17 protein-coding genes and 4 pseudogenes are annotated in these 24,069 nt (G+C 44.8%); 14 read left to right on the top strand and 7 right to left on the bottom strand.

The features are described from left to right. Window positions 1-12 precede the first annotated feature (12 nt). The 5 genes from HMPREF9469_RS27795 to HMPREF9469_RS27775 are packed head-to-tail and all read left to right on the top strand — an operon-like array spanning window position 13 to window position 5,704. The gene (locus HMPREF9469_RS27795; RefSeq protein ID WP_007870354.1) at window positions 13-1,035 is read left to right on the top strand and encodes an ABC transporter ATP-binding protein; all 1,023 of its coding nucleotides are present in this window, start codon (window positions 13-15) and stop codon (window positions 1,033-1,035) included. Further along, window positions 1,025-2,068: an ABC transporter ATP-binding protein gene (locus tag HMPREF9469_RS27790; RefSeq protein WP_007870352.1), complete on the top strand. Its 1,044-nt coding sequence runs from the start codon at window positions 1,025-1,027 to the stop codon at window positions 2,066-2,068. The genes HMPREF9469_RS27795 and HMPREF9469_RS27790 overlap by 11 nt, the downstream gene beginning before the upstream one ends. Next, entirely contained in the window at window positions 2,041-3,696 is a 1,656-nt protein-coding gene (locus HMPREF9469_RS27785) for an FAD-dependent oxidoreductase (protein ID WP_007870350.1), read from the top strand. The genes HMPREF9469_RS27790 and HMPREF9469_RS27785 overlap by 28 nt, the downstream gene beginning before the upstream one ends. Window positions 3,697-3,719: 23 nt before the next feature. After that, the gene (locus HMPREF9469_RS27780) at window positions 3,720-4,709 is read left to right on the top strand and encodes an acetylxylan esterase (RefSeq protein ID WP_007870348.1); all 990 of its coding nucleotides are present in this window, start codon (window positions 3,720-3,722) and stop codon (window positions 4,707-4,709) included. Beyond that, window positions 4,691-5,704 (top strand): acetylxylan esterase, encoded by a 1,014-nt coding sequence (locus tag HMPREF9469_RS27775; RefSeq protein ID WP_007870347.1) that lies wholly within the window; start codon window positions 4,691-4,693, stop codon window positions 5,702-5,704. Before HMPREF9469_RS27780 ends, HMPREF9469_RS27775 begins: the two co-directional genes overlap by 19 nt. 560 nt (window positions 5,705-6,264) lie before the next feature. Here the strand turns inward: HMPREF9469_RS27775 and HMPREF9469_RS33190 are convergent. From HMPREF9469_RS33190 to tnpB, 4 genes and pseudogenes are all read right to left on the bottom strand, one after another. Continuing rightward, window positions 6,265-7,046, bottom strand: a pseudogene (locus tag HMPREF9469_RS33190) (IS66 family transposase); the annotation flags it as partial. Window positions 7,047-7,246: 200 nt separating this feature from the next. Further along, window positions 7,247-7,444: pseudogene (locus HMPREF9469_RS33185) on the bottom strand (IS110 family RNA-guided transposase); the annotation flags it as partial. 36 nt (window positions 7,445-7,480) lie between these two features. Next, window positions 7,481-7,624: pseudogene (locus tag HMPREF9469_RS34200) on the bottom strand (transposase); the annotation flags it as partial. Between the two features lie 344 nt (window positions 7,625-7,968). Beyond that, entirely contained in the window at window positions 7,969-8,085 is a 117-nt protein-coding gene (gene tnpB / locus HMPREF9469_RS34130; RefSeq protein ID WP_227884755.1) for a transposase, read from the bottom strand. Between the two features lie 1,789 nt (window positions 8,086-9,874). Here tnpB and HMPREF9469_RS27755 point away from each other — a divergent pair. From HMPREF9469_RS27755 to HMPREF9469_RS27715, 9 genes and pseudogenes are all read left to right on the top strand, one after another. Next, window positions 9,875-11,002, top strand: a complete 1,128-nt coding sequence (locus HMPREF9469_RS27755; protein WP_040417584.1) for a tyrosine-type recombinase/integrase — start codon at window positions 9,875-9,877, stop codon at window positions 11,000-11,002. Window positions 11,003-11,008: 6 nt separating this feature from the next. Next, window positions 11,009-12,763, top strand: coding sequence for a tyrosine-type recombinase/integrase (locus HMPREF9469_RS27750; RefSeq protein ID WP_007870335.1), 1,755 nt, complete (start codon window positions 11,009-11,011; stop codon window positions 12,761-12,763). 97 nt (window positions 12,764-12,860) lie between these two features. Further along, the gene (locus HMPREF9469_RS27745; protein ID WP_242827951.1) at window positions 12,861-14,249 is read left to right on the top strand and encodes a tyrosine-type recombinase/integrase; all 1,389 of its coding nucleotides are present in this window, start codon (window positions 12,861-12,863) and stop codon (window positions 14,247-14,249) included. Beyond that, window positions 14,215-14,598 (top strand): DUF6262 family protein, encoded by a 384-nt coding sequence (locus HMPREF9469_RS27740; RefSeq protein ID WP_007870330.1) that lies wholly within the window; start codon window positions 14,215-14,217, stop codon window positions 14,596-14,598. The genes HMPREF9469_RS27745 and HMPREF9469_RS27740 overlap by 35 nt, the downstream gene beginning before the upstream one ends. An 826-nt stretch (window positions 14,599-15,424) precedes the next feature. Further along, window positions 15,425-15,688, top strand: a pseudogene (locus HMPREF9469_RS27735) (ABC transporter ATP-binding protein); the annotation flags it as partial. Window positions 15,689-15,703: 15 nt separating this feature from the next. Then, the gene (locus HMPREF9469_RS27730) at window positions 15,704-16,573 is read left to right on the top strand and encodes a DegV family protein (RefSeq protein ID WP_007870326.1); all 870 of its coding nucleotides are present in this window, start codon (window positions 15,704-15,706) and stop codon (window positions 16,571-16,573) included. Between the two features lie 18 nt (window positions 16,574-16,591). Beyond that, window positions 16,592-18,043 (top strand): sensor histidine kinase, encoded by a 1,452-nt coding sequence (locus HMPREF9469_RS27725; RefSeq protein WP_040417581.1) that lies wholly within the window; start codon window positions 16,592-16,594, stop codon window positions 18,041-18,043. Further along, window positions 18,040-18,978 carry a GerMN domain-containing protein gene (locus tag HMPREF9469_RS27720; RefSeq protein WP_007870319.1) on the top strand — a complete coding sequence of 313 codons (939 nt, stop codon included), beginning with the start codon at window positions 18,040-18,042 and terminating at the stop codon, window positions 18,976-18,978. Before HMPREF9469_RS27725 ends, HMPREF9469_RS27720 begins: the two co-directional genes overlap by 4 nt. Window positions 18,979-19,077: 99 nt before the next feature. Beyond that, window positions 19,078-21,744: a ComEC/Rec2 family competence protein gene (locus tag HMPREF9469_RS27715; RefSeq protein WP_007870318.1), complete on the top strand. Its 2,667-nt coding sequence runs from the start codon at window positions 19,078-19,080 to the stop codon at window positions 21,742-21,744. Window positions 21,745-21,759: 15 nt separating this feature from the next. Here HMPREF9469_RS27715 and HMPREF9469_RS27710 read toward each other — a convergent pair whose 3' ends face one another. From HMPREF9469_RS27710 to HMPREF9469_RS27700, 3 genes are all read right to left on the bottom strand, one after another. Next, window positions 21,760-22,218, bottom strand: coding sequence for a low molecular weight protein-tyrosine-phosphatase (locus HMPREF9469_RS27710; RefSeq protein ID WP_007870315.1), 459 nt, complete (start codon window positions 22,216-22,218; stop codon window positions 21,760-21,762). 162 nt (window positions 22,219-22,380) lie between these two features. Then, window positions 22,381-23,580, bottom strand: coding sequence for a tyrosine-type recombinase/integrase (locus HMPREF9469_RS27705; protein ID WP_007870313.1), 1,200 nt, complete (start codon window positions 23,578-23,580; stop codon window positions 22,381-22,383). 86 nt (window positions 23,581-23,666) lie between these two features. Next, window positions 23,667-23,861, bottom strand: a complete 195-nt coding sequence (locus tag HMPREF9469_RS27700) for an excisionase (RefSeq protein ID WP_007870311.1) — start codon at window positions 23,859-23,861, stop codon at window positions 23,667-23,669. Window positions 23,862-24,069: the final 208 nt, after the last annotated feature.

Raw genomic sequence — 24,069 nt, 5'->3', positions numbered from 1 at the left:
GAGGGCGTAAGAATGAAGAAAGAACAGGATGTAATTATTTCAGTGAACAATCTGAAAACATATTTTTATACCAACCAGCGCTGCAATAAGGCGATTAATGGAGTATCTATGGAAATTAAGAGGGGAAAAACTCTGTGTATTGTTGGAGAATCCGGCTGTGGGAAAAGTGTAACAGCAACCTCTATTATGCAGCTTTTACCGAAGCTTTCCCGTATTGAAGAGGGAGAAATTATCTACCATAGTGAAGATGGGCGTGGAGATATACATATTGAAAGGCTGGAACGGAATGGAAAGCAGATGCGCTCTTTGAGAGGTCATGACATTGCTATGATTTTCCAGGATCCTATGACTGCCTTGAATCCGGTATATACCATCGGCTGGCAAATCTGCGAAATGATCCGTTCTCATGAGAGAGTGACGAAAAAAGAAGCAAGAGATAGAGCGCTGCAGCTTTTAAAGGATATGGGAATCCCGAATCCTGAAAAACGGATTGACCAATACCCCCATGAATTTTCGGGAGGTATGCGTCAGCGTGCTATGATTGCTATGGCTATGAGCTGCAAGCCTAAGGTGTTAATTGCAGATGAACCGACTACCGCCTTGGATGTGACGATTCAAGCGCAAATTTTTGAATTGATGAAGCATCTGAAGGAAGAATACAATACTGCGATTATGCTGATCACCCATGATATGGGAGTGGTATGTGAACTGGCTGATGACGTGGCAGTTATGTATATGGGAAATATCATTGAAAGCGGAACGGCTCAGGAGGTTTTAGGCTCTCCGGCCCACCCCTATACAAAAGCGCTCTTAAAGTCAATCCCTATTTTGGGAAAGGGTGCGAAACAAGAGATTCATCCGATTCAGGGCTCCACACCGGATCCCTATGATCGCCCCAGCGGCTGTCAGTTTGCCCCCAGATGCGAGTATGCCTGTGCGGCATGTGGTGGAAAGATGCCTGAGGAAGCCATAGTAGAGGGGACTCATATGGTGCGCTGCAGCAGATATAAGGAGGTGTTAACAGATGCCAGATAAGAAAGAAAAACAGACTTTATTAACGATCAGAGGATTAAAAACCTTCTTTCCTGTAAAAAGTGGATTTCTGGGTAGGGCAGAGTCTTACGTGCAGGCTGTAAACGATATCGATCTTACCATTTACAGAGGAGAGACCCTGGGATTAGTAGGAGAATCCGGCTGCGGAAAAACTACTCTGGGAAAAACAATTTTACAGCTATATAAGCCTACGGCAGGTGAAATGATATATGAATTTGAGGATGGTTCCCGCAATCTTGCAGAACTGAAAAAGGATGAAATGGATATGGCCAGAAGAAAGATTCAAATTGTCTTTCAGGATCCGCAGTCATCCCTGAATCCCTCTTTTACCATTTATCAATCCTTGTCAGATCCGTTGAAAAAGTTTGGGGTTAAAACCAAAGAGGAACGCAGAAAGGTGATCGGGGATTTATTAGAAGCAGTTAATATGCGCAGAGAGTATATGGATCGTTATCCTCATGAGTTTTCAGGGGGGCAGAGACAGCGTATAGGAATAGCAAGAGCCTTATGCATCAATCCGGAGCTTGTTATTTGCGATGAAGCCGTATCGGCCCTTGACGTATCGATTCAGGCGCAGGTTCTCCAGCTCTTAAAAGAATTAAAGGAGAAGCATAATCTAACGTATATCTTTATTACCCATGATTTAAGTGTGGTAGAGTATATAAGCGATAGAATCGCGGTTATGTATTTGGGCAGAATTGTAGAGCTTGCAGATGCAGATGAATTGTATCAGCATAGTATTCACCCATATACACAGGCTCTGCTATCTGCCATACCAATAGCGGACATTAATCATAAAAAGGAAAGAATCGTATTAAAGGGTGATGTTCCGTCTCCAATGAATCCGCCCAGTGGCTGCCATTTCCATGGACGCTGCCGTATGTGCCAGGAAATATGCAAAAAAGAAAAGCCTAAGCTTCAGAAATATATCATTGAAGGAAGGGAACATTTTGTGGCGTGCCATTTTGCAAAGGAGAATATGGAAGCATGCGCTGTACCAGCAGAATCTATGTAGATGTATTAGTAGTTGGGTCTGGCCTGGCTGGTTTGACAGCAGCTATTTCTGCGGCTGAAGAGGGTGCTAGGACAGCCATTATCAGCAGAGGGAGGCTTTGCTCTGGTTCCAGCTTCTATCCTGGAACCTGGGGGTTAGGCTTGGTAGCTCCAGAGGATGAAAAGGATGAGGCGGATCTGGAAGAAACAATTTTAAGAATTGGAGAAGGAATGGCTAATCCGGCTCTGGTTCACACCTTCACAGGAAAAATAATGGGAAGTCTAGAATACTTAGAGCATCTGGGAGTTCCCTTAAGAGAGGCAAAGGCAAATAAAGAGAGGGAATTTATCCCGTGCTTTGATCATAAAAACAGGCTTTGGAAGGGAATTGAAAAGCCTGGAAGCTCTCAAATGATGTCGAAGCGGTTGCGTGAATTAAAAGTCGCCTGTCTTGAACATATGACAATCCTAAGGCTGTTAAAAGAAGGAGAGCGTGTTTGCGGGGCTCTGGCCGTCAAGAGAAAAGATGAGGGGGTTAGCCTTGTGGAAATACTAAGTCCAGCAGTGATTTTAGCTACCGGAGGAATGGGAGGACTGTTTACACACCGTTTGACTACAGATGATGTGACAGGAATTGGTCAATACCTGGCTTTAGAGTCAGGAGCTAAATTGTTTAATCTGGAATTTATGCAGATGATGCTGGGGCATGTACACCCTGCCCCCAAGACCATCTATAATGAAAAGATGTTCCGATTTAGCCGTTTTTATGGAGCAGATAAGGAATTATTTTCGGAATGGGAAGAGGAAGAAAGGGAGAAGCAGTTAGAATTAAGATCCGGGTATGGGCCCTTTACTACACGCCTTTCGTCTAAAAAGGTGGATCTGGAAATTTATAAGGAAAGCCAAAGGAGAAGAGAGGGAATTCGCGTTGTTTATCAAGAGGAGGTAAAGCGGCATCAGCCTGAGTTTATTAAAACATATTTTGACTGGTTAAAGGAAGAAAAAAATTTGACCATGGATGATCTGGTATGGTTAAGCATGTATGCTCATGCTTCTAACGGTGGCATTGCTATTGATGAAGAGGCATTTACGGGAGTAGAAGGTCTGTATGCCTGTGGTGAAGTAACCGGAGGCATGCATGGGGCAGATAGGCTGGGAGGGCTGTCTTCGGCCAATGGGCTGGTCTTTGGACGTATTGCTGGTAAGGCGGCAGCCCGGTCTGAGAGAGGGAAGAAAGAAGGAAAGGCAGCATATTATTATCAGCCGCTTTATGTCATTTTGGAAGCTAAGAAATATCTTCATACGATACAAAAATTGAATCAACAGCATGCCATGCTCATAAGGAGCGAAAGAGGAAGTAAGAACGTATTACAGGAACTATCAAAGCTGCAAAGTCAGATGGAACGGGATAAAATTCCCTTGGAAAAGACAGATTGTTCTATGGAGGAGCTGCTTAGAACCGTAGATTTGGAGGCGGCTTTAGAGCTTACCCTTGCGCTGCATCAGGCGATTTTGCTTCGCAGGGAAAGTAGGGGGCCTCATTATCGGGAGGATTGTCCAAAACGGGTGAATGGTTTAAACATACCAATCTATTCATGGAAACAGGATCAAGAGATAGTAACGCATCTCCAAATGAGCAAATTTACGTAGCAACGATAGAAAGGAAGCAAAGCATGCCGGCAAAAGATATGCCTTTACAGCAATTAAAGCAGTATACGGGAAGTACTCCCAGGCCGAAGGATTTTTGGGAATTTTGGGAGAAAAGAGCGGGGGAGGCCTGGGCCCTGCCCTTGGAATATGAGCTGAAGGAAGCGGAAATTCCCCATACCCCTTATACTCAGTATTATGACGTATGGTTAAGGGGAATGGCAGGGGCCAGGCTCCATATTAAATATGTAAAGCCAGTTAGAAAAAGAAGGGTGCCTGTGGTTCTGCAGTTTCATGGATATCCAGGATCTTCCAGGGGGTGGTTTGAACAATCCAGCTTTGCCGGTTTAGGGATGGCCGTTCTGGCTATGGACTGTCCGGGGCAAGGAGGCATCAGTGAGGATCTCGGCGGACGGCAGGGAACTACTGCCGCAGATCATATTATCATGGGGGTGGATGGTCCGCCGGAGAAGCTTTATTATGTGGAGGTCTTTCAGGACACCTGCCTGATGGTACGTTTGGCTTTAGCATTAGAGGGATTGGATACAGAGCAAGTTTATGTAAATGGAGCCAGTCAGGGGGCTGGCCTAGGATTGGTATGCACAGCATTAAATGCGGCTTATATAAAGCGCTGTGCGGCTCTTTACCCATTTCTTTCTGATTATCGCAGAGCATGGGAGATGGATAGAGATGTTATCGTTTATAATGGCCTGGCTTACCATACCCGTTGGTTTGATCCGATGGGAGAACACCTGGATGAATTTTTCACCAAATTGGGATACATTGATGTGCAGAATTTTGTAGAACGAATTACCTGTCCGGTTTTATGCGGAACCGGCCTTATGGATGATGTATGTCCGCCATCTACCCAGTTTGCCGTATTTTCCAAGATCACTGCCCGGAAAAAGCATTTGATTTTCTATGAATATGGTCATGAAGAAATTGCTGCGTTTGATAATAAGATTATTAACTTTTTTGGTAATAAGGAGGATGGGGTATGCCTGGAACAGATTTAAGATTAGAGGAATTAAATATGTATACAGGGGCCTGTCCTGCTCCAAAGGATTTTGCGAAGCATTGGAAGCAGGTGAAGGAACAGATTGGGGCTTTGGCTTCATCTGTCTCTATGGATAAATTAGAAATGGAAAACGAGGAACTAGAGTATTATATTATTACAGTTAAGACATGGGATGGATGTCTTCTTAAAGCCAAATATATCTGCCCTTCCAAACCGGGACTGCATCCTACGGTAATACAGTTTCATGACTATCCTCAATCCTCCCGAAGCTGGCTGCATTTAAGCCGTTATGGCGCCATCGGATATGCTGTTTTGGCCCCTGACTGCCGGGGACAGGGAGGAATGAGTGAATGTGGAGAGGCAGGGAAAGGGCCAACAGCCTGCGGCCCTTTATTTCATGGCCTGGATGGAGAAGTGGAGGATCTATATCTGCACAGGCTTTACGAAGATGCGCTGCTGTGGACGGAGGTTGCAAAAGGATTAAAAAAGACCGATGGAGTCCATATGGCTGTATACGGAGAAGGTCAGGGAGGAGCACTGGCTATAGCATGCGCAGCCCTCTATCCGGAAGTGGAGAAATGCGCTAGCCAATATCCGATGCTCTGTGACTATAAGAGGATCTGGGAAAAGGATTTTTCGGAAGGGCCTTATATGGGGTTATTTTATTATTTCAAATGGCAGGACCCTATGCATGAAAAGGAACAGGAGATCTTTGATAAGCTGGCTTATGTGGACGCGAAAAATTTTGCCCCATTGCTTCGCAATAAGGTATTAATTGGTATTGGCCTGCAGGATGTGAATACACCGCCGTCTTCTCAATTTGCCCTTGCTAATGGGATTGCTTGTGACAACAGGTGCTGTGTATATCCAAATCATGGTCATGAATTAAACAATTTTTTTGAAAATGAGCACTTGAACTTTTTAATAGACCAGCAAGCTACCTCTTTAGTCAGGAGTGTTCTTGGTTTAGAACAGTCGGATGTTTCTGCCTGATTTGTTGTGATATAAAATGAACTTCATATTTTATGTTGATAATCAGCAAGACCTACGGTAAAATGAAGCAAACTTCATATTATGCCTACTAAATAAAGAAGGTTGACTATATAGATAGTTTTCCATTTCTATGTGCGCATAACTGGAGAATTATGAGACACATGCTCTTTTTAGTAAACATATATTACGAACTGACGTCTATTGTGCGGTTCTAGCGCAGGCAGGACGTTCTTTGGGGCAATAGGATATCGTAGGATAATCAGAAATTAAAAATAATATAAAATATAAATAAACAGCTCTAAAAAGTTAATGTAATTTTACTTTTTTAGGCGGTCTGTATATTAAGTCCACATTAGTTCTCTTTGTCCTTAACCACTCCCCGAAAGGTTTTAATCGATTGGTATCTGTAATGTAGTGGAGGTGAGACCGGGCTCAAAGGAAAACCATGAGGTTACAGAAGAATCCATCCAATTAATAGATCTGTTTCTTTAAATCATTTTACAAAATATTGCAAGCGTCAAACAAGATAGTGGATATAAAAATAACTAATAGCCTCTTATCTAAATGCTAAAAGGCGGATGACTATTCACATATTCCTTTACCATGGGATTCCAAGGTAGATAATCATACAGATATTCTGGATGTTCCAGGAAAACACTTTCGGGCATATCTGACAGGATGTATTTTATGCATGTCATTGGAGCAAGCTCGTTAGCCTTAGCTGTTTCAACTAGTGTATATATCCCGGCGCTTGCAGCAACTTCCTTTGGACTTCCTGCAAACAGCTAATTCTTCGACCGGTTACAAATGGTTGGATACAGTTTTCAGTAAGCGAATTACTGATGGAACAGTGTCCGCCTTCCAGATAATTAAAAAAACTGACGATGGTTCAACGTATGATGGAAAGAGGTTGAAAGCTTTGATTTTGATAGTTTTTCGATAGCATTCTTTTCTGTCCATGATCAAAAATCTTCGAGATGTTGTTTCTTGCGGATGAGATGTTCTTTTTTCTTATGATCGGGTGAAAGATTTTTCAGTTCTCCTTCGAGTTTGAATAGTTTATTTAGCCACAGGATTGCTTCTTCTGGTTTTGAAGCCTTAGGATCATAGGCATCCTTTGGAAGCGTAGCTACAAAGGCGCGGTACAGATGTATGTAGCACAGTAATCCTTTTACTCCTTTTACTCCATTGTATCTGGAGTACGCATCTGTGTGCATATCCATTATATCCTTCTAGAAATTCTTCCGGATATTTTCCACCCAGGTCAGTCTGGTATCCGAAATAACGGATTGTATTTGCGGCATCATTGATGCCGCAGCAAACCCCACATGTAAGAACCCGATAGGTACACGGTAAATCACTAGTACCGTGCTAGTTACCTGGTTCCATGGGATAATAACTCCAGAAAACTACAAGTTTTTAAGCCTACAAATAAAAACTCAAGGCTAAATTGATGAACATTGAAAATTTTATACAGGTTGAAAAAATAGGTATCACAATAAGACCACTACACCTGTGCTGGCCTGAAAAAGTGTTGCGGAATTATTCAGATTCTGGAAGCGATGAAAGATATTCTTTCACCCGACCATAGTAGATTCGCAAAAATTTATTAGCTCCGGCAGTCATATAGACATAATACGGCTTGCCTTCAGAGCGCTTTTTATCCATGAATAGATACACAGCATCATCCGGTTTGGTTTTGATCAATATATCCATGATCTGGAACAAGATTTTTCGTATACGGTAGACCATGATTCCAAACGTCTCTTCCACTTATATCGAACGGTTCATCCGCAGCAGCGCTCCCTGGATACTTTCCAGGTTTTCCACTACTTCCTGGTGCATACAGCTCAGCTACCGGTTCATACACACCATACGGTTCGTATCTGTCTTTTTACATTGTTCCTTATAAGGACATCCTCATCTGCGGTTTCAGATGTTTGATATGCTCTTTATACTCCTTCTCGGTGCTGGACATGGCAGATAACTCCTTCCGCTTCGATATTTTCCTTGTACCAAATAAATGCCGGTTTTCCCAGTATTTATAAGGAATTCGTAGATTATTGCATGCAGGAGGAAACCATTTTTGAATAGCTGTCTTCTGTTGGTGATTCAATCCGTCCAGCAGCCAGAGGAGCTTCTGCTATGATATATGCCGTGCTTCTTCACCAGGCCTAGGTCATTGAAGATGTCCTCTCTCAAAACACTTGTATATAAAGACATAATCCAGCTCCTTCATGATGAACTGATTTGATCTGGTCTGTTCATTTGCCGGAGAACAGGAACAATGTATTGCTGTAAGGCCCCATCTTAAAGTTGGATTGAAGAATATCCACCAGACCATTCAACTGCCTCCTCATATCGGTATATTCTGTACAGATATAAAATTTTTCTGCATGTGAGATATCATTTGACTATGTGAGATATAAGATCCGAAAATGTATGTTCAAAAATCCCAATCGTCACACTGCCGATGGGAAGAATAGCAGCTGCGTTGTGATCGAAGGATTCGGTATCTGGAAGTAAATATGGTATGGTGTTCGGATAACTCAGACTTCTTTTGGCCTGCTGGAAGGCCAGAAGCATACTGCCTTCTTGGAAAATCTTCCAGAGCAAGCTTCCGAATCTTAGCAAGCCAGTAATAATAGCTTTTTAACGAAACAGTTTTTTGTTCATACTAGCCCTGATTGATCATGCCTGGGGCTCTGCATTGGCGGATAATATCTGACCAGTATTGCAGTTTCATCTGTGTCCCAGGTGTCAGTAAAGAAATATCCATACCTTGATCTGCTCCTTATTATCATATTTAAAGTTTTTGGAGTCAACTCTCAAAACTATAATCTAAGTTTATCGAAAATCTCACTGAATGTCTCTACATGTTCTTAGTTAACGGTTACAAAACATTACACAGAATGACCAAATATTACTCATTATTTTTATATTCACACTAAAATTGGTTAAAAATACTTTCCCAGTTAAGGAGAAGTGTGTTCTAGTCCCCCAACATTTCGGTATAGAGTATAAAAGATTTGATTTAGGGGTTGTAGATCCCTTCACTTTTTCCTTTATAGAAGTGAAGGGACTTTTTTCTTTGTTCCCATGTTCTGGGGATACAGGAATATAAGCTCTTTGACGTGAATCAAAAAAGCGGCACAAACGATACAGAAAGTTCCTCAAAGGTGCTATCGTGACTGTATTTTGCCGAATAAGGCAGTATGAAAGGAAGGAGATCCTTTCAACATGTTTGATTTTTTGTTCTTAAACGGATCCGCCCACGTGGAAATCAGAGACGGAGAAAAATATCCGTCCGTTGTTCTTTGAAAAATACTGTATTTCAAGCAGTCATATCCAGCAGTACAGATACGTTAGCTGTTTCGTCCGAAAGGTAAAGCGACACGGAAGACACGCCAAGACCACCGGCAGGAATCCACAGATCCTATGAAAGGAACTTGCATCCAAGGTGAAGAGCGAGAATGGTCCATCCCAAAGCGGCCTTTGGTAAGCCGCCACGCGATGACCGGAACAGCCTATCATGATACTTCCGTCCAGTCACAGCCCCGTATAAGCGGGATCACGCAATGAGGGCGGCTCCGGGAGATCCCCGGAGGGGTGAAACTCCCATGACAGCCTGCACCGCATGTGTGTGATGTGTACCAAAGGCTGGTCTGTGCCTGCTGCCCATAGAGCGCGTTAGAGAGCTCTGCTCCGGGGAGTTGTGTCAAGTAGGAGCAAACGAACAGGAAGAATCATTTTAAGTTATCATGTCAGAGTGGAGGAAAATGTAACCATATAAAGCGCCTGTGGCCGGGATCTATATCTGTGTGATCAAAGAAATAAGATGGATAGGATTGGAATGGCCAATAGTGAATATCAAATCAGATTAGTTTGATGTGGGGTATCCATTTTTCTGAATGATGGAGAGTGGAGGCCACCTGCCTTTACTAAGATGAGAAAGGGGACAGGAATTGTTAACAAGGGAATGGAAGGTGACAGCTCCATACTTTTAGTAGGTTTAGGAGATGGGAAGGATGGCATTTAGAAGGGAGACTCCCATGGGAAAATTGGATGTTGGTTATGCTTAAGTTTTCTAGGAATATTCAGTGGTTTTTGTAATAGCCATGTACGCAGCAACATGATATACTGTGCATGGCGTTAGAGGAGGTGAGGAAGCTGAAACGGTATAAGGTGGAAAACGTATCGATAGGCACAAGCAGATACTTTTATATCACGGACTGTGAAACACTGGAAATCGTTCTGATTCCCAGTAAATATTTAAAACATAAGATCAAATCCAATTTATCTCCCAATACGGTCAAACGGTATGCATTCTCTCTCTGCTGTTACTTGGAATATCTGCGTGAGAAGGAACTGGAATATGCCCAGGTGTGTGATATGGGGTATGAAGATCAGAGCAGCCATTTTACGCGGTTTCTATATTGGCTGAAAGAGGGACGTCATACAGAAAAAAATCAAATATGGGATACGGATAACGGAACCTGCAACGCATACTTAAAGGATGTGTTCAGGTTCTATCTGTTTCTTGCAGATTGTGGTTTGGTGAAGAACCTACGGGTCTTGTCTTATAGCCAGATGGCAGTTATTGATGCGGTTGGAGTGAAACGGGCGCTGCGTTCGAACTCCTTTAAAGGATACATGAAGGCGGAAGAAAGGAATGTACGAATCGCGAAGAAAGAAGAAATTATTGCTACCTTACAAGCGTGCACGAACACTCGGGATCAACTGCTGATTCTGCTGATTTCCGAAACGGGGTTCCGCATCGGAGAAATTTTGGGGGTGAATTACAGCCGTGACATTGACTATCAAAATCATACAATAGGGGTATATTTCCGAGAGGATAACGCAAACAAGGCCCGTGCAAAAAATGCGGAATATCGGAAAGCAAAAATCAGCCACGATGCATTTGATTTCCTACTGCATTACCTGGCTGAATACCGTGAATTACTGCAGCATAGTAATTACTTATTCATCAATCTTTCAGGTGCCACATCGGGACAGCCTTTAAAAGTGGACAGCGTATACGCCATGTTGGACCGGGCAGCGAAGAAGACAGGGATAGAACTGACGCCTCATATGCTGCGAAGATATTTTGCAGTCACAAGATGGAAGGCCAGCTGGCCTCTGGAACTAATCAGCCAGGCATTGGGGCATAAGCATTTGGATACTACGGTTCAATACCTCGGTATTCTGGATGATAAGCTGATGGAGGCCAGCCGCGAGTTTTATGAAAGGAATTCCATAAAGTATGGGATTGGAAGGACAGAATCAAGAGAGGAGTGATGGAACATGTCAGCCATCCGGTTCGTATGTCTGGAACAGGAGGAAGAACGAACGCTGCTTCAGAAGCAATTAGAGGTGGAACTGGCAGAGTGCAGTGAAGTGGAAGCTACGTATCGGAATAAAGTAAAGCGGTTTATGATGGAGAATGGAATTTGGCATATTTCAGAATTGGATTATTCATGGAGGCAGAAATTCCGGCAATTTATTGCCGGGCAGTTGCAGCCGTCTAGCTATTCCACATACGAAAAGGGATTTGACCGGATTAAACAGCATTCCATACAGAAGCAGATGCAAGCAGTCAGCCGCAAAGAAACCCAGATAACATATGAAAACCAGATATGGTTTCTCCCCTATCATCCGGATCAGAAATTGGTGAGGAGGCTGGATAAAGCTCAAAGAAAGGAGGAGCTTGCATGGGACTTTAGAAGGCAGGCTCCTGAAACGATGAAGCGGCAGATATTCCATATATTGAACTGCTTACTGGAACAGGATCAGAATCGGGAAACCTTGCGAAACCATATAGATGCTCTCAAACTATTTTATGATTTCTGTGTGGAGGAATCGGTTGAGGATATCGAGATGCTGGAACTTCCGGTTTATCAAAGATTCGAAGAAACACTGGGAACAAGAAGAGAAAGAACCATTAGCATTGTAGATTTATGCCGGAAAATCCTGTTTCTTCAGGAAGATAAAATTCATTGGGATGCTCATATATGGTATCTGGAGCGATTTCATTTTGAATCGGAGCGGATCGATCGGTCAAGCCCGGTGGTTGCCTTGTCCTTTATAGAAGTTACCCATAAAAGAAACCGAGAGCTGTTGAAACAGTATATGCGCTATGGACTGGGAATTACCTATCTGACTATTAAAAATTTACGCTCAGAAATGTATTATGTGAAGAATCTGTTGATGGAACTGCCCCAAGAAGAAACGGTCGATATCTGCTCTGTTACTCCAGAACAGATGGACACATATTTCCGCCACAAGCAGAATAAAGAGATACAGGCTGAAACATTCAACAAAATGGTTATGAGTATCAAACATTTTTTCGATTTTTTACTGGCCCGAAGATACATAAAGAAGATGCCATTTTGCGCGGACTATTACTTGAAAAAAAACGTACCAAAGCATTATGACAGGAGTGTGGAACTGAATGTTTCCAGAGAAATCCTGCAAAAGTTATACCGATTCCCGGAAATTCCACGTCTGATGTATCTGCACCTGTGGTGCGTTGGGTTGCGAGTCAGTGAGGTGTGCACACTGAAAGGGGATGCCTATTACATACAGGGGAGAGATGCGTGGATTCAAGTCTACCAGATCAAAACGAAAAGTTATAAAAGGATCCCGATTCCAGCTGCACTGTATCAATTGATGAAGGAATATCGGAAAAAGTATAAGATAGGTCCTTCTGACTATGTGTTTCAGAATCGGAAAGGAGAAGCCTATCGAAGTGCTACCTTTCGAAACAAGATGTTAAAAGGCTGTGCGGAGAATGCGATCCAGGGTGGGGCCTACTTGTTCCAATCCCATGATTACAGGCACAGCATAGCCACCTTATTATACGATAATGGTGTGTCTCTGCAGGGAGTGCGGGATTACCTGGGGCATACGTATGAGGAAATGACTCGCCAATATATTGACTATATGCCAAGACGGCTGGCTAGTGCCAATGATGAATATTTCAATCAACATGGCAGTTTAGCAGCTGGGCTAAAAAAAGGAAAGGGGAGAAAGCGTGGAAAACAGACTTTACCTGCATGATTTATATCAGACAGTAACGGAATCCGCTCAAAAATATGAGGCAAAAAAACCATTTTACGACCTGCAGATGATACCCTCTCCGGTTATGCAGCAGGAAATGGAGGAATTTATTCGATATAGGGCTAGCCAGGTAGCGCTGTCCACTCTTTATGGGGAACGCCAGTTTTACATTAAGATGTGCACCTGTTTACAGACACATGCCAAGAAAACAAGAAGTTTCCATGACCAGAGTATGGAACAGTGGATGCGGCAGTTGAAAGGTTGGATGCAGGAAGAGGGCATCGCAATCACACAAGAGTGCCGCGGTGTATATGGTAATGTAAATCAGGTGCCGTCCAAGCTGGTATGCTATCTGAATCGGGTGCTAAAATGGATTGTACAGAAAGATAACATAGCAGAGCAGGAGAAAGATATCTGGGCACTGGATCAACTTGATATACCAATACAGAAAAATCCGATCAAGAATTTTAAAACAATCAATTTTACTCAGATTGTTCAGCCAGAGGTGCGCAAGGAATTAAAGAGAGGAATTTATTTGAATCTGCAGTGTGAGGCAATCTCCTGTGTACAAAGGGAAATGACGGCCATGCGGCGCTTCTCAAGATACCTGTCTGAGAGGCACAAAGAGGTAAAATCATGTCGAGATATCCATCGAGAAGTCATGGAGGAATATCTAAGCTTTTTAAAAACAGAAGAAACCAAAACAAAGCATTTTCATACGGAGCTGAATCGGCTTCGGGGGATTTTGGAAACGATCGGGAAGATATGTGGATATCTAAATCTAGAAGGACTCATTTTGAACCGTGACATACCGCCTGCTCCACGAGCAGAATTCAAGGTTTATTCGGATAGTGAATTGAAACGGCTCAATGCCAGTATCATAAAATTAGATCAACAGTTTGCCAGAGCAATGTTAATCCATCAGATGCTGGGGACACGAATATCGGATACGTTAACGCTGGAAACAGACTGCTTATATCAACATGGAGGAGAAACGATCATCCGAATACGTCAGATGAAAACAAAAACCTATGAAAAACCAGTCAGTGAAGAACTGGCGGCTCTTATACATGAGGCCATTTTTTATACACAAGAGCGGTATGGTCAGACAAAGTATATCTTTGTAGATGAAAACAATCCTGCAAGGCCATTGCAATATAATAGGATTCAAGTAAAGATAGTGGATATGATTCGCAAGGAAAATCTGAGGGATGATAATGGACGGCTGTTCGGATTTGGAAGCCATATGTACCGACATTACTATGGAGTAAAGCTGACGGATATGCATTTGGATGATTTCACCATATCCAAGCTGCTTGGACACAAGGGGGTGCGGAACGTGAAATATTACCGGAAGATGAGCAATCAGATCCTGGCGGACGAAACGAGGCAGGTCAGGCATATGCTGTCAGAGATGATCCTGCAGAATTTAGACGGATGGGAGGAAGAATATGAACAAATACGAAAAAATGCTGGCCTTAAATAGAAAAGCGAGTGATGAAAAAATTGAGCGAGCCAGGAAAGCCATTCTTCAACTGATGGATGAGAGGGAACCAGTTACCGTCCTAAAACTGATGGAAAAGACCGGACTATCGAGAGGATTCTTCTACAAAAATCCAATGGTGAGGAAAGAACTGGATCGGGCATTCGAGCAGCAGGCAGGCATGATCAACCCCAAAAAGAAGATTCTGGATATGGCTATGAATCATGAAATACAATCACTTCTCCGTCAGCTAGGAGATTTACAGAAGAACAATGAAAAATTAATGAAGGAAAATGAAACGTTAAAAAAGGCGTTGGAACGGAAAAACAGGGATCTGATCTACATCCTTTAAATCGAAAACAGGATAATATGGACCAGGAGAATGATACCGGTTCAGCGGCTATCAATCAGGAGGTAAGAACCGACTTTTGATTAGGATATTGCTCAACAATATAGGAAGATAAACGAATCTATGGCGCAGCCAAATCAAAAGGCTGTGCTTTTCTGGTGGAAAAAAAGGCTGTTTTATGATACACTAAGAACCATCAACACACACGGATGATTTCCAAGCTTCGTTTGACGATGCAATTGAAAAAAATGTGTTAACAGGTCCATCAGGAAAAGGGCGGCAATAATGTGTAATCGTACTCAAGGCTTTGTGATTCTATGAAAGGGGGAGTGTTTTCGTAGAAGATATGCATTTGTTCGGCACTATCTATGAAAACATTGCATATAGGAAACCATAAGCGATACGCAACAAAATATGTTAGAATGGTCAAGATTACTGGCACCTATGAATTATTGAGGGTGCTATCTTATGCTTCAAAGTAGGTAAACTTGATATGTTCTCTGCTCTTTAGGCGTGTGAGAGGGTGCTGCCTTGCAGATAAATGACTGGATAATATGGCGATAGGCAGAGTTATGTTCACATGGACCATCCGCTTGAAAGATGACTGGATTTGAGTGCTTTGATAAAGTTGTATGGTGGAAGGGAAAACATGGTATAATGGCGGAATAGCAGCAAATATGTTAGGAAGGGATATAGCTTAGTCAACCTAGTTAATCTGATGATGGAAGATTAATCGGGAATTACGTCTTTTATTTTTTATAAAAAGGAACACAATACACATATATGTTTGCCGTTGAGGGTAAGGTTTACAAAGGGAGGAGAGGATGGGGTACAATTAATGGACGAGGCCACCTCTGCTCTTGACAATGAGAGTGAATTCCTTGTATCCCAATCCCTGGAAAAGCTGGCAAAAGGGCGTACCACATTCACCATCGCCCACCGCCTTACCACCATACAGGGGGCGGACAGGATCCTTGTGCTGTCCGGCAGCAGGATCGTGGAGGAAGGAAACCATGAGGCCCTTCTTCAAAAAAAAGGAATGTATTATCAGCTGTACAACACAGCGAACCGATTAAATCAGGGAATTGCATAAAGGAGATTTTATAGTATGAGTATTGCTATTGTTGCGGACAGCAACAGCGGAGTTACGCAGAATGAAGCAAGGGAGCTGGGAATCCATGTGCTTCCCATGCCTTTTATGATTAATGGGGAAGTGTATTATGAGGGCATTGACCTGACCCATCAGGAGTTTTATAAACGGATGGAGGAGGGGGCGGACATTACCACGTCCCAGCCGTCTCCCAAGGATGTTCTGGAGTTGTGGGACAACCTGTTAAAAGAATATGATGAGATTGTATATATTCCCATGTCCAGCGGGTTAAGCGGTTCCTGCCAGACAGCCATGATGCTGGCTGATGAGTATGACGGCAGGGTGCAGGTGGTGAATAACCAGCGCATTTCCGTGACCCAGAGGCAGTCGGCTCTGGATGCCAGGGATCTGGCGGCAAAAGGTTACAGGGCCGGGGAAATTAAGAATATATTGGAAGAAACCAAATTTAACAGTATTATTTATATTACGGTAGATACGCTGAAGTATCTGAGAAAGGGAGGTAGGATTACCCCTGCCGCCGCGGCTCTTGGAACCCTGTTAAAGATCAAGCCCGTGCTCACCATTGAGGGCGAAAAGCTGGATGCATTTTCCAAGGCCAGGACCATGAAGCAGGCCAGGACTACTATGCTGACGGCCCTTGCCCATGATCTGGAGGAACGGCTGGGGGATAAGAACGCATTCCATACTTACCTGCAGATCGCTCATACATGCAATGAAGAGGCGGCGGAAGAACTGAAGGAAACGGTCAGGGAATTGTATCCGTCAGCCCCTGTATTTGTGGCCCCTCTTTCACTGAGCATTGGCTGCCATATAGGGCCGGGGGCTCTGGCTGTTGCGTGTACCGGAATGTTAAAGGAGCTGGATTAAGTGCCCAAAGTGAAATTTATGGATAAGATCCGTACCTATGGCATGAGCATGAAAGTGCCCCTGGCGATCATTATGATCGCTGCGGCGCTGATCCCACTGTTTCTTCAGGCAGTGGTGATGCTGGGGTCATTTAATCAGGGACAGCTGGATGCAAGGACCATTGAGATCCAGAACCAGTGTGTGATCCTGAGCAACAAGATGACCCGCTCAGGCTATATGACGGCGGAGAAAAAGAACAATACTGCACTGGACAGCCAGATGCAGGCGATTTCCGATGTGTATAATGGAAGGATCGTGATCGTAAACTCCAATTTCCGTGTGATCACAGACACCTTCAACCTTTCAACAGGAAAGTTCTATATTTCGGAAGAAGTCATCAAATGTTTTAAAGGTGAGAACAGCAGCCACTATAATAAGGACATGCAGTACCTGGCACAGACGATTCCCGTGTATGATCCGGCCAATGAGAAGAACATTTACGGGGTTATCGTGGTTACTGCATCAACAGAGAATATCCTTTCCCTCACCGATAAGGTGATGGGTAAATCCAACTTATTCCTTGTGTTTATCTGTCTTGCCATGGGAGTTCTGGCAGTGGTGGCCGTACATATTCTGATGCGGCCCTTTAAGAAGCTTCAGCTGTCCTTTGACCGGGTGGCCCAGGGGGACTTGGATGCGGATATTACGGAGAACACCTACAGGGAGACGACACAGCTGTCCCAGGCTGTCCAGAAATCGCTGAGCAAGCTGAAAGCAGTGGACCAGTCACGGCAGGAATTTGTGTCCAATGTATCACATGAACTGAAAACACCCATTACCTCCATCCGCGTACTGGCGGATTCCTTGATGGGAATGGAGGAGGTGCCGGTGGAGCTGTACCGGGAGTTCATGACAGATATCTCAGATGAGATTGACCGGGAGAATCAGATCATTGAGGATCTGCTCACCCTGGTTAAGATGGATAAATCAGCGGAAAGCCAGATGAACATTGAACAGGTGAATATCAATGGGGAACTGGAATTGATCCTCAAGCGCCTCCGTCCCATTGCAAAGCGGGGAAATGTGGAGCTGGTCCTGGAAAGTATCCGGGAAGTGACAGCAGATGTGGATCGTGTGAAGATATCCCTGGCCATCACCAACCTGGTGGAAAATGCGATCAAATATAACAGGGATTCCGGCAATGTACGGGTTACCCTGGACGCGGATCACAAGTATTTCTATGTAAAGGTGACGGATACTGGGATCGGCATTCCTGAGGATGCCCTGGAGCATATTTTCGAGCGCTTTTTCCGGGTGGATAAAGCGCGTTCCAGGGAAGTAGGAGGCACAGGCCTGGGCCTTGCCATTGCGAAAAACGTGATACAGATGCATCATGGCATCATTGACGTGGAGAGCACGCCGGGAGAGGGGACTACGTTCAGTATGAGGATTCCCCTTACCTATGTGCTGCGGCAGGAGGTGAAGTCATGAGTGGAGCCGGAATAAAGAAAATACTGTTTTTGTCTGTGATATTGTCCGGCCTTCTGGCGGGATGCAGTCAAAAGGAGATGCCAAGACCGACCCCGGAGGAAGGCAAATACCTGATCTATTATCTGAATACAGCCACAACCAAGCTGGTTCCCAGGGAGTATGAGGCAGAGGCAACGGATAAGGAGGCGCTGGTGGATGAACTGATGGAACAATTCCTCCATGTCCCCAAGGAGCTGGACTGCCAGGCCGCGCTCATAGACAAGGTGGCCTATCAGGGCAGCCGTCAGGAGGAACAGGTTCTGTACCTGTATTTTGATGTGAACTATACGGGTATGAAGCCGGAACGGGAGATCCTGTGCCGGGCAGCCCTGACCAGGACGCTGACCCAGATCCCCGGGGTGGATTATATCAATATTTACTGTGGTGACCAGCCCCTTATGGACCGCCAGGGAAACCCTGTGGGTATGCTGGCATCCACTGATTTCATTATGAATACCAGCAATGTGAACGCATATGAGAAGACGGAGCTGACCCTGTATTTTGCAGATGAAACAGGGAATAAGCTGCTGGAGGAAAAGAGGGAAGTGGTGCACAATATCAACACATCCCTGGAACAGCTGGTGGTGGAACAGCTTATAGCAGGACCGGGCCAGGAAGGCCGTCATCCCACCCTGCCCTCTGACTGCAAGATCTTAAGCTTGTCCGTCACTGACAATGTGTGTTATATTAATTTTGATTCCGCATTTCTGAACACCTCATTGCCGGTAAGCGAGTATGTGCCCATTTATTCCATTGTGGATTCATTGTCCGAGATGACCACAGTGACCAAGGTACAGATCATGGTTAACGGCTCCCAGAACGTGATGTTCCGGGATGTGATATCCCTGAACACCCCCTTTGAGAAAAGCCAGGATTATATAGAGGGGGCGCAGTAAAAACATCAGGGTGAGGAAATAAAGTGTTATGGAGTTGGGGATCCAAGAGAGAAAAGGGAAAACAGAAAATCAAAGGAAGGATCAATAGGAAAACAGAATATGAAAAGACCGCTTATTGTATTAGCAGTTGGTTTCGTACTTGGAGAGGTGCTGGCCCTGCAGGATCATGAAGCGGTATTCCGGGCAGCTCTGTGGTGGACTTGTGCCGCTGCGGGGGTGGCGGGAGTGTGGATGTACGGGATTTTAAGAAAAAATCCCTGTGACAATGATCCGGGTAATAATATGCAGGGCAGGAGTGCTGGTAAAAGGGCGCTTCTGCTCTGTTTGGTTTTACTGTTTTTAGGGGGAACAGCTGGATTTGGACGGGGAAAATGGGAGCGGAGCCGCCTTGATCAGGAGGCTGCTGCGGCCGGAGAATTAGCAGGGGTGAGGCTTACCCTTCGCGGACGTATCATATGGATGGAACACGGGGATGGAACGGTTACCATGATGATGGAAGACGTACGGGCGAGAGCGGGAAACAGGGCGGAGGAATTGGACCGGGTGATTGTTTATATGGATGAGGCAGGGCTGGGGATTTCCAAAGAGGACTCCGGAATACATGCGTCATCGGGAACGCAGCCGGAACTGGAAACGCAGCCGGAACTGGAAACGCAGCCGGAACTGGAAACGCAGCCGCTTCCCGGCATGACAGTGGAACTTAAGGGAAAGCTGGATGTTATGGAGAAGCCCAGGAATCCAGGGGAATTTGATTTTCAATCCTATTACCGCTCCAAAGGAACTGTGTGCAGAATGTTTGGAGAAAAGCTGGAAGTAATAGAGGCGGATTTTGTGCCTTACCAGGTATTTCTTTTGAAGTTTAAGACTAGATGTGCCAATATTTTGGATACGATCTGCACTCCCGAGGACAGTGCCATATTTAAAGCTGTTCTGCTGGGGGATACATCGGGGATGGAGCCGGAGGTCAGGACCATGTATCAGCGCCATGGCATCTCTCACCTGCTGGCGGTCAGCGGCCAGCATCTTGCAATTATTGGGGGCGGGATCTATCTTCTGATACGGAGGATTGGCCTGGGGTTTGGAAAGGCCGGAGCCCTATCCGCTGTCCTGGTCATAAGTTATGGTATATTGACAGGAAGTTCAGGCTCTGCTGTAAGGGCTGTTATTATGATCCTGTGTCTGTGGCTGGCCGCAAAGGAAGGGAGAAGCTATGACACCCTGTCCGCACTGGGACTTGCAGCATTGCTGCTGCTTTGGAAATCACCTTATCTCCTGTACCAAAGCGGATTCCAACTGTCTTTTGGCGCGGTGCTGTCCATTGGCGGCCTTGGAAATTGTCTAAAAACAGGATTTGATGTAAAACAGGGATATGAGAATACGATACTGATCAGTCTGTGTGTACAGATCGTACTTACGCCTGTGGTATTATATCACTATTATCAGCATCCGCTATATGGTATTTTTCTGAATCTTTTGGTGATACCTCTCATTGCGGTGCTTATGTATTCCGGCCTGTTGGGAATTATGCTGGGGAGTGTCTGGCTGACTGGGGGGATGGCGGCAGTGGGAGCAGGCCATTATGTGCTCAGCCTGTATGAATGGTTATGCAGGCAGGTGGAACAACTTCCGGGATATTGTCTGGTAATGGGGAGGCCCTCCTGGGGCCAGCTTGGGCTTTACAGTACAGGCATGGCGGTGGGGTTACATGTGCTAATCGTATGGAAACAGCGGAACATGAGGGCCATGCGGCAAAAAAAGGGAGAAAAGTATCCAAAAGAGAGGGGAGAGCAGCAAAAAGGGAGAGTAGAGCAGCAAAGGGCCACGTGGTCAAAAGAAAAACGAGTTAAAGATGAGCATATTTTTGTGAACAGGATATGGTCAGCGCCCTGGTTCTTTCTGGTTATGTCTGGCGGTCTGTATGGGCTGTGTTTTTTGCTTTTATTCCCACGTCATGTGAAGGGGCTGGAAGTGACTGTGATGGATGTGGGACAGGGGGATGGGATACTGATGCGAACTGGAAATTACACAGTTCTCATAGATGGAGGAAGCAGCAGCGATAAAAGTCTGGGGAACAGGACCATGGAACCCTGTCTGAAAAGCATGGGGGTTACAATGATTGATTTTGCAGTGGTAAGCCATGGGGACAATGACCATATAAGCGGGATTTTATACCTATTGGAGGAATCCCGGGATATCAAGGTGAGAAATCTGATCCTGCCGTCCCCGGGAAAGGGACAGGAGGTGTATGAACGGCTGGAGCAGGCAGCTGAGTTGGGAGGAGGAAGAGTCCATTATATGGGGCCGGGAGAACAGATACAGGCCGGGAATCTGAGGATGACCTGCCTGTATGCAGGAGGGAAGTATGTAAAGGCGGATGACCGCAACGCCCATTCATTGGTTGTCTGCGCTGACTATGGGGATTTCCACATGTTGTTTACCGGGGATATGGGAACGGAGCAGGAGCGAGGGCTTTTGGAGGCGGCACGAGTGGGCGGAAGCCTGCAGCAGGAACATTTAAGTCATGTTCAGGTGCTGAAAACCGCCCACCATGGTTCCGGCACATCCACGGGAGAGGAGTTTTTAGAGTATCTCAGCCCGGGGCTTGCTGTTATCTCATATGGCAGGGGTAATTCCTATGGACATCCTTCAAAGGAAGTGATTGACCGCATGAAAAACCGCCGTATTCCTGTTATGGAAACAGGAATCGGCGGCGCGGTCATATTATGGACAGATGGAAAAGAACTGATTTGCAGTTATTTTCCATAGCAGCAGGCCGCGGCATTACCTGGTGCGTCCAATCAGCTCTAGCAGAGCGTTGCATCCGGCGGTGATGTCCTGCCATGTGGTTTCAAAGTCACCTGTGTACCAAGGATCAGCCACATCCCTGTCATTTCCGGTAAATCCCATAAGTTTATAAATCTTGTGGTCCGGGTCCCCGCCGGTGATGCGGTTCATATTGCGGATATTCCAGTCATCCATGCCTATAAGATAGTCGTAAGTTTCATAATCCTGGCGTGTCATCTGCTTGGCGTGATGGCCCTGGCAGCTGATACCGGCCTGTCGGAGTTTCTCACGGGTACCATGATGGACTCCGTTGCCAATCTCCTCAGTGGATGTGGCTGCGGAGTCAAGATAGAACATATCCTCCAGTCCTTTCTTGCGGACCAGGTCTTTGAAATAGTACAGAGCCATGGGGCTTCTGCAGATGTTGCCGTGGCAGATAAATAGTATTTTTATCATCTTGATTATATCCCTTCATAAGCCTTCAAACCTTGATAAAACGGGCTGTCCGGCGCTTTTTTCATTTTTCATGTTTTGCCTAAAACCTACGCTATTCTTTATAAATCTACGCAAATTCACGGGCAAATGGTGTAGTAAGTGGTGTAGTAATTTTGTTCGTTTTCAACCTGATTTTCTCTGTTTTTCCTGCCTACCGGCGGCCTTAAAGTCTATGACTTTTACCATCTGCTCCGCAGCTCGGTCATAGCTTGCATGGGTATAGACGTTCAGCGTGACACCCACATCAGAATGTCCCATCACATATTGTAAGGTTTTAATATCCATACCGGCATTTGCCATATTCGTACAGAACGTATGACGGAACACATGGGGCGTGATGTTTGGCAGCAGTTTATCCGGGTGCAGCTTTCTGTATTTCTTCATCGCCCATCTCATTTCATTTTCGATATGCAGCGCAACCTTGGGCTTATCGTCCTTATCCAGTAAAATGAAGCCGCTGTACCCGTCTACTATGATTTCCGTTTTTACTCTCTTGCGGCAGGCAAGGATATTTTTCAGACTTTGATAGACTTCCTCTGTCATAGGAATAAAGCGGCAGCCACATTCTGTCTTGGTTTTCTCCACATAATATTTGCCGCCCCGTTCCCGGACAAGCTGATGGTCTACCCGGATTCTCCGATTTTCAAAATCTAAATCGCTTTTTGTCAAGCCGCAAAACTCACTGACACGCATACCGGTTCCCAGCAAGGTGACAAATTCATCATAATATTTGGTATAGGTCTTATCCTCCCGGATAAAGCCCAACCATAACTCCTGCTGTTCCTCGGTCATGGCAATCCGCTTTTGTGAATCGTTTGGAACAATATCTGTCAGTTTAAAATCAAAGGGATTTCTGCGGATAATATCCTCATTGTATGCCATCTGAAACGCCGGTTTGACAACTCCCCGGACGCTTGTAATGGTGCTATATCCTTTGCCGTCATTGTGGAGTTTCATAATCCACTGTTGGGCGTCCGATACTTTAATCTCTCTTATTTGCCGGTAGCCAAAATCTTCTTTCTTAATCAGATTCAGCACAAAGTTATAACCGACTTTAGTATTGTAGCGGACACCTTGCTTCAAACTGATATACCGTTCCAAAAGTGCAATCACGGTCACTTTTCCGGCGGCATAGTCAATCCCTTCATCAAGTCGCTTCTGGATTTCTTTTTCTCTCTCCCGAAGCTCTTTCAAATCAGACGAATAGATGGTCTGCCGCTTTCCGCGAATATCTGTGTATCGGTACTGATAAATCAGGTCTTTTCTCTGGCTCTCTCCTGTTCGCAGGATTCGTCCTTTATTATCTTTGCGTTTCTCGGACATTGTTAAACTCCTTTCCGTAATGGAAAGAGCCTTGATATGACACATTTATTGTATCATATCAAGGCCGTCTTTTACATCACTAAATTTCAGATAGAATAAACCTGTTCAATATATTGGTCGAATAAACGGCGTTTAATTAACCGTTTATTTCCCACCCATAAAACAAATTTGCAGTTCTGGTCACCGGTAAGGTCACGCAATTTATTGATTCCGATTCCAGAATAAGCCGCAGCTTCTTCCAGGCTCAAATTACTCTTTTCCCAAATTGGGACGTCTTTCATAGGCAGTTATCCTCCATACATGAAAACAGCCAGACAAGGGACGGTGGCAACGAAGTCCGGCAACGGGCTTTGAAAGACCTCGCAAATCATCTCTGTCTGGCGGTTTGGTTACTATTTACTTTTTCTTTTATTTTTCTGTTGTTTTGGTTGTCAGAGGGTAGCAAAGCCCACAGTTATGGGATTTTGTCCGGCAACCGGGGCGGCAACG

It is taken from the genome of [Clostridium] citroniae WAL-17108 (genome assembly GCF_000233455.1).
GTDB classification, from domain to species: Bacteria; Bacillota; Clostridia; order Lachnospirales; family Lachnospiraceae; genus Enterocloster; species Enterocloster citroniae.
Note: the sequence above shows the minus strand (reverse complement) of the source record. Positions and strands in the feature narration are given on the sequence as shown.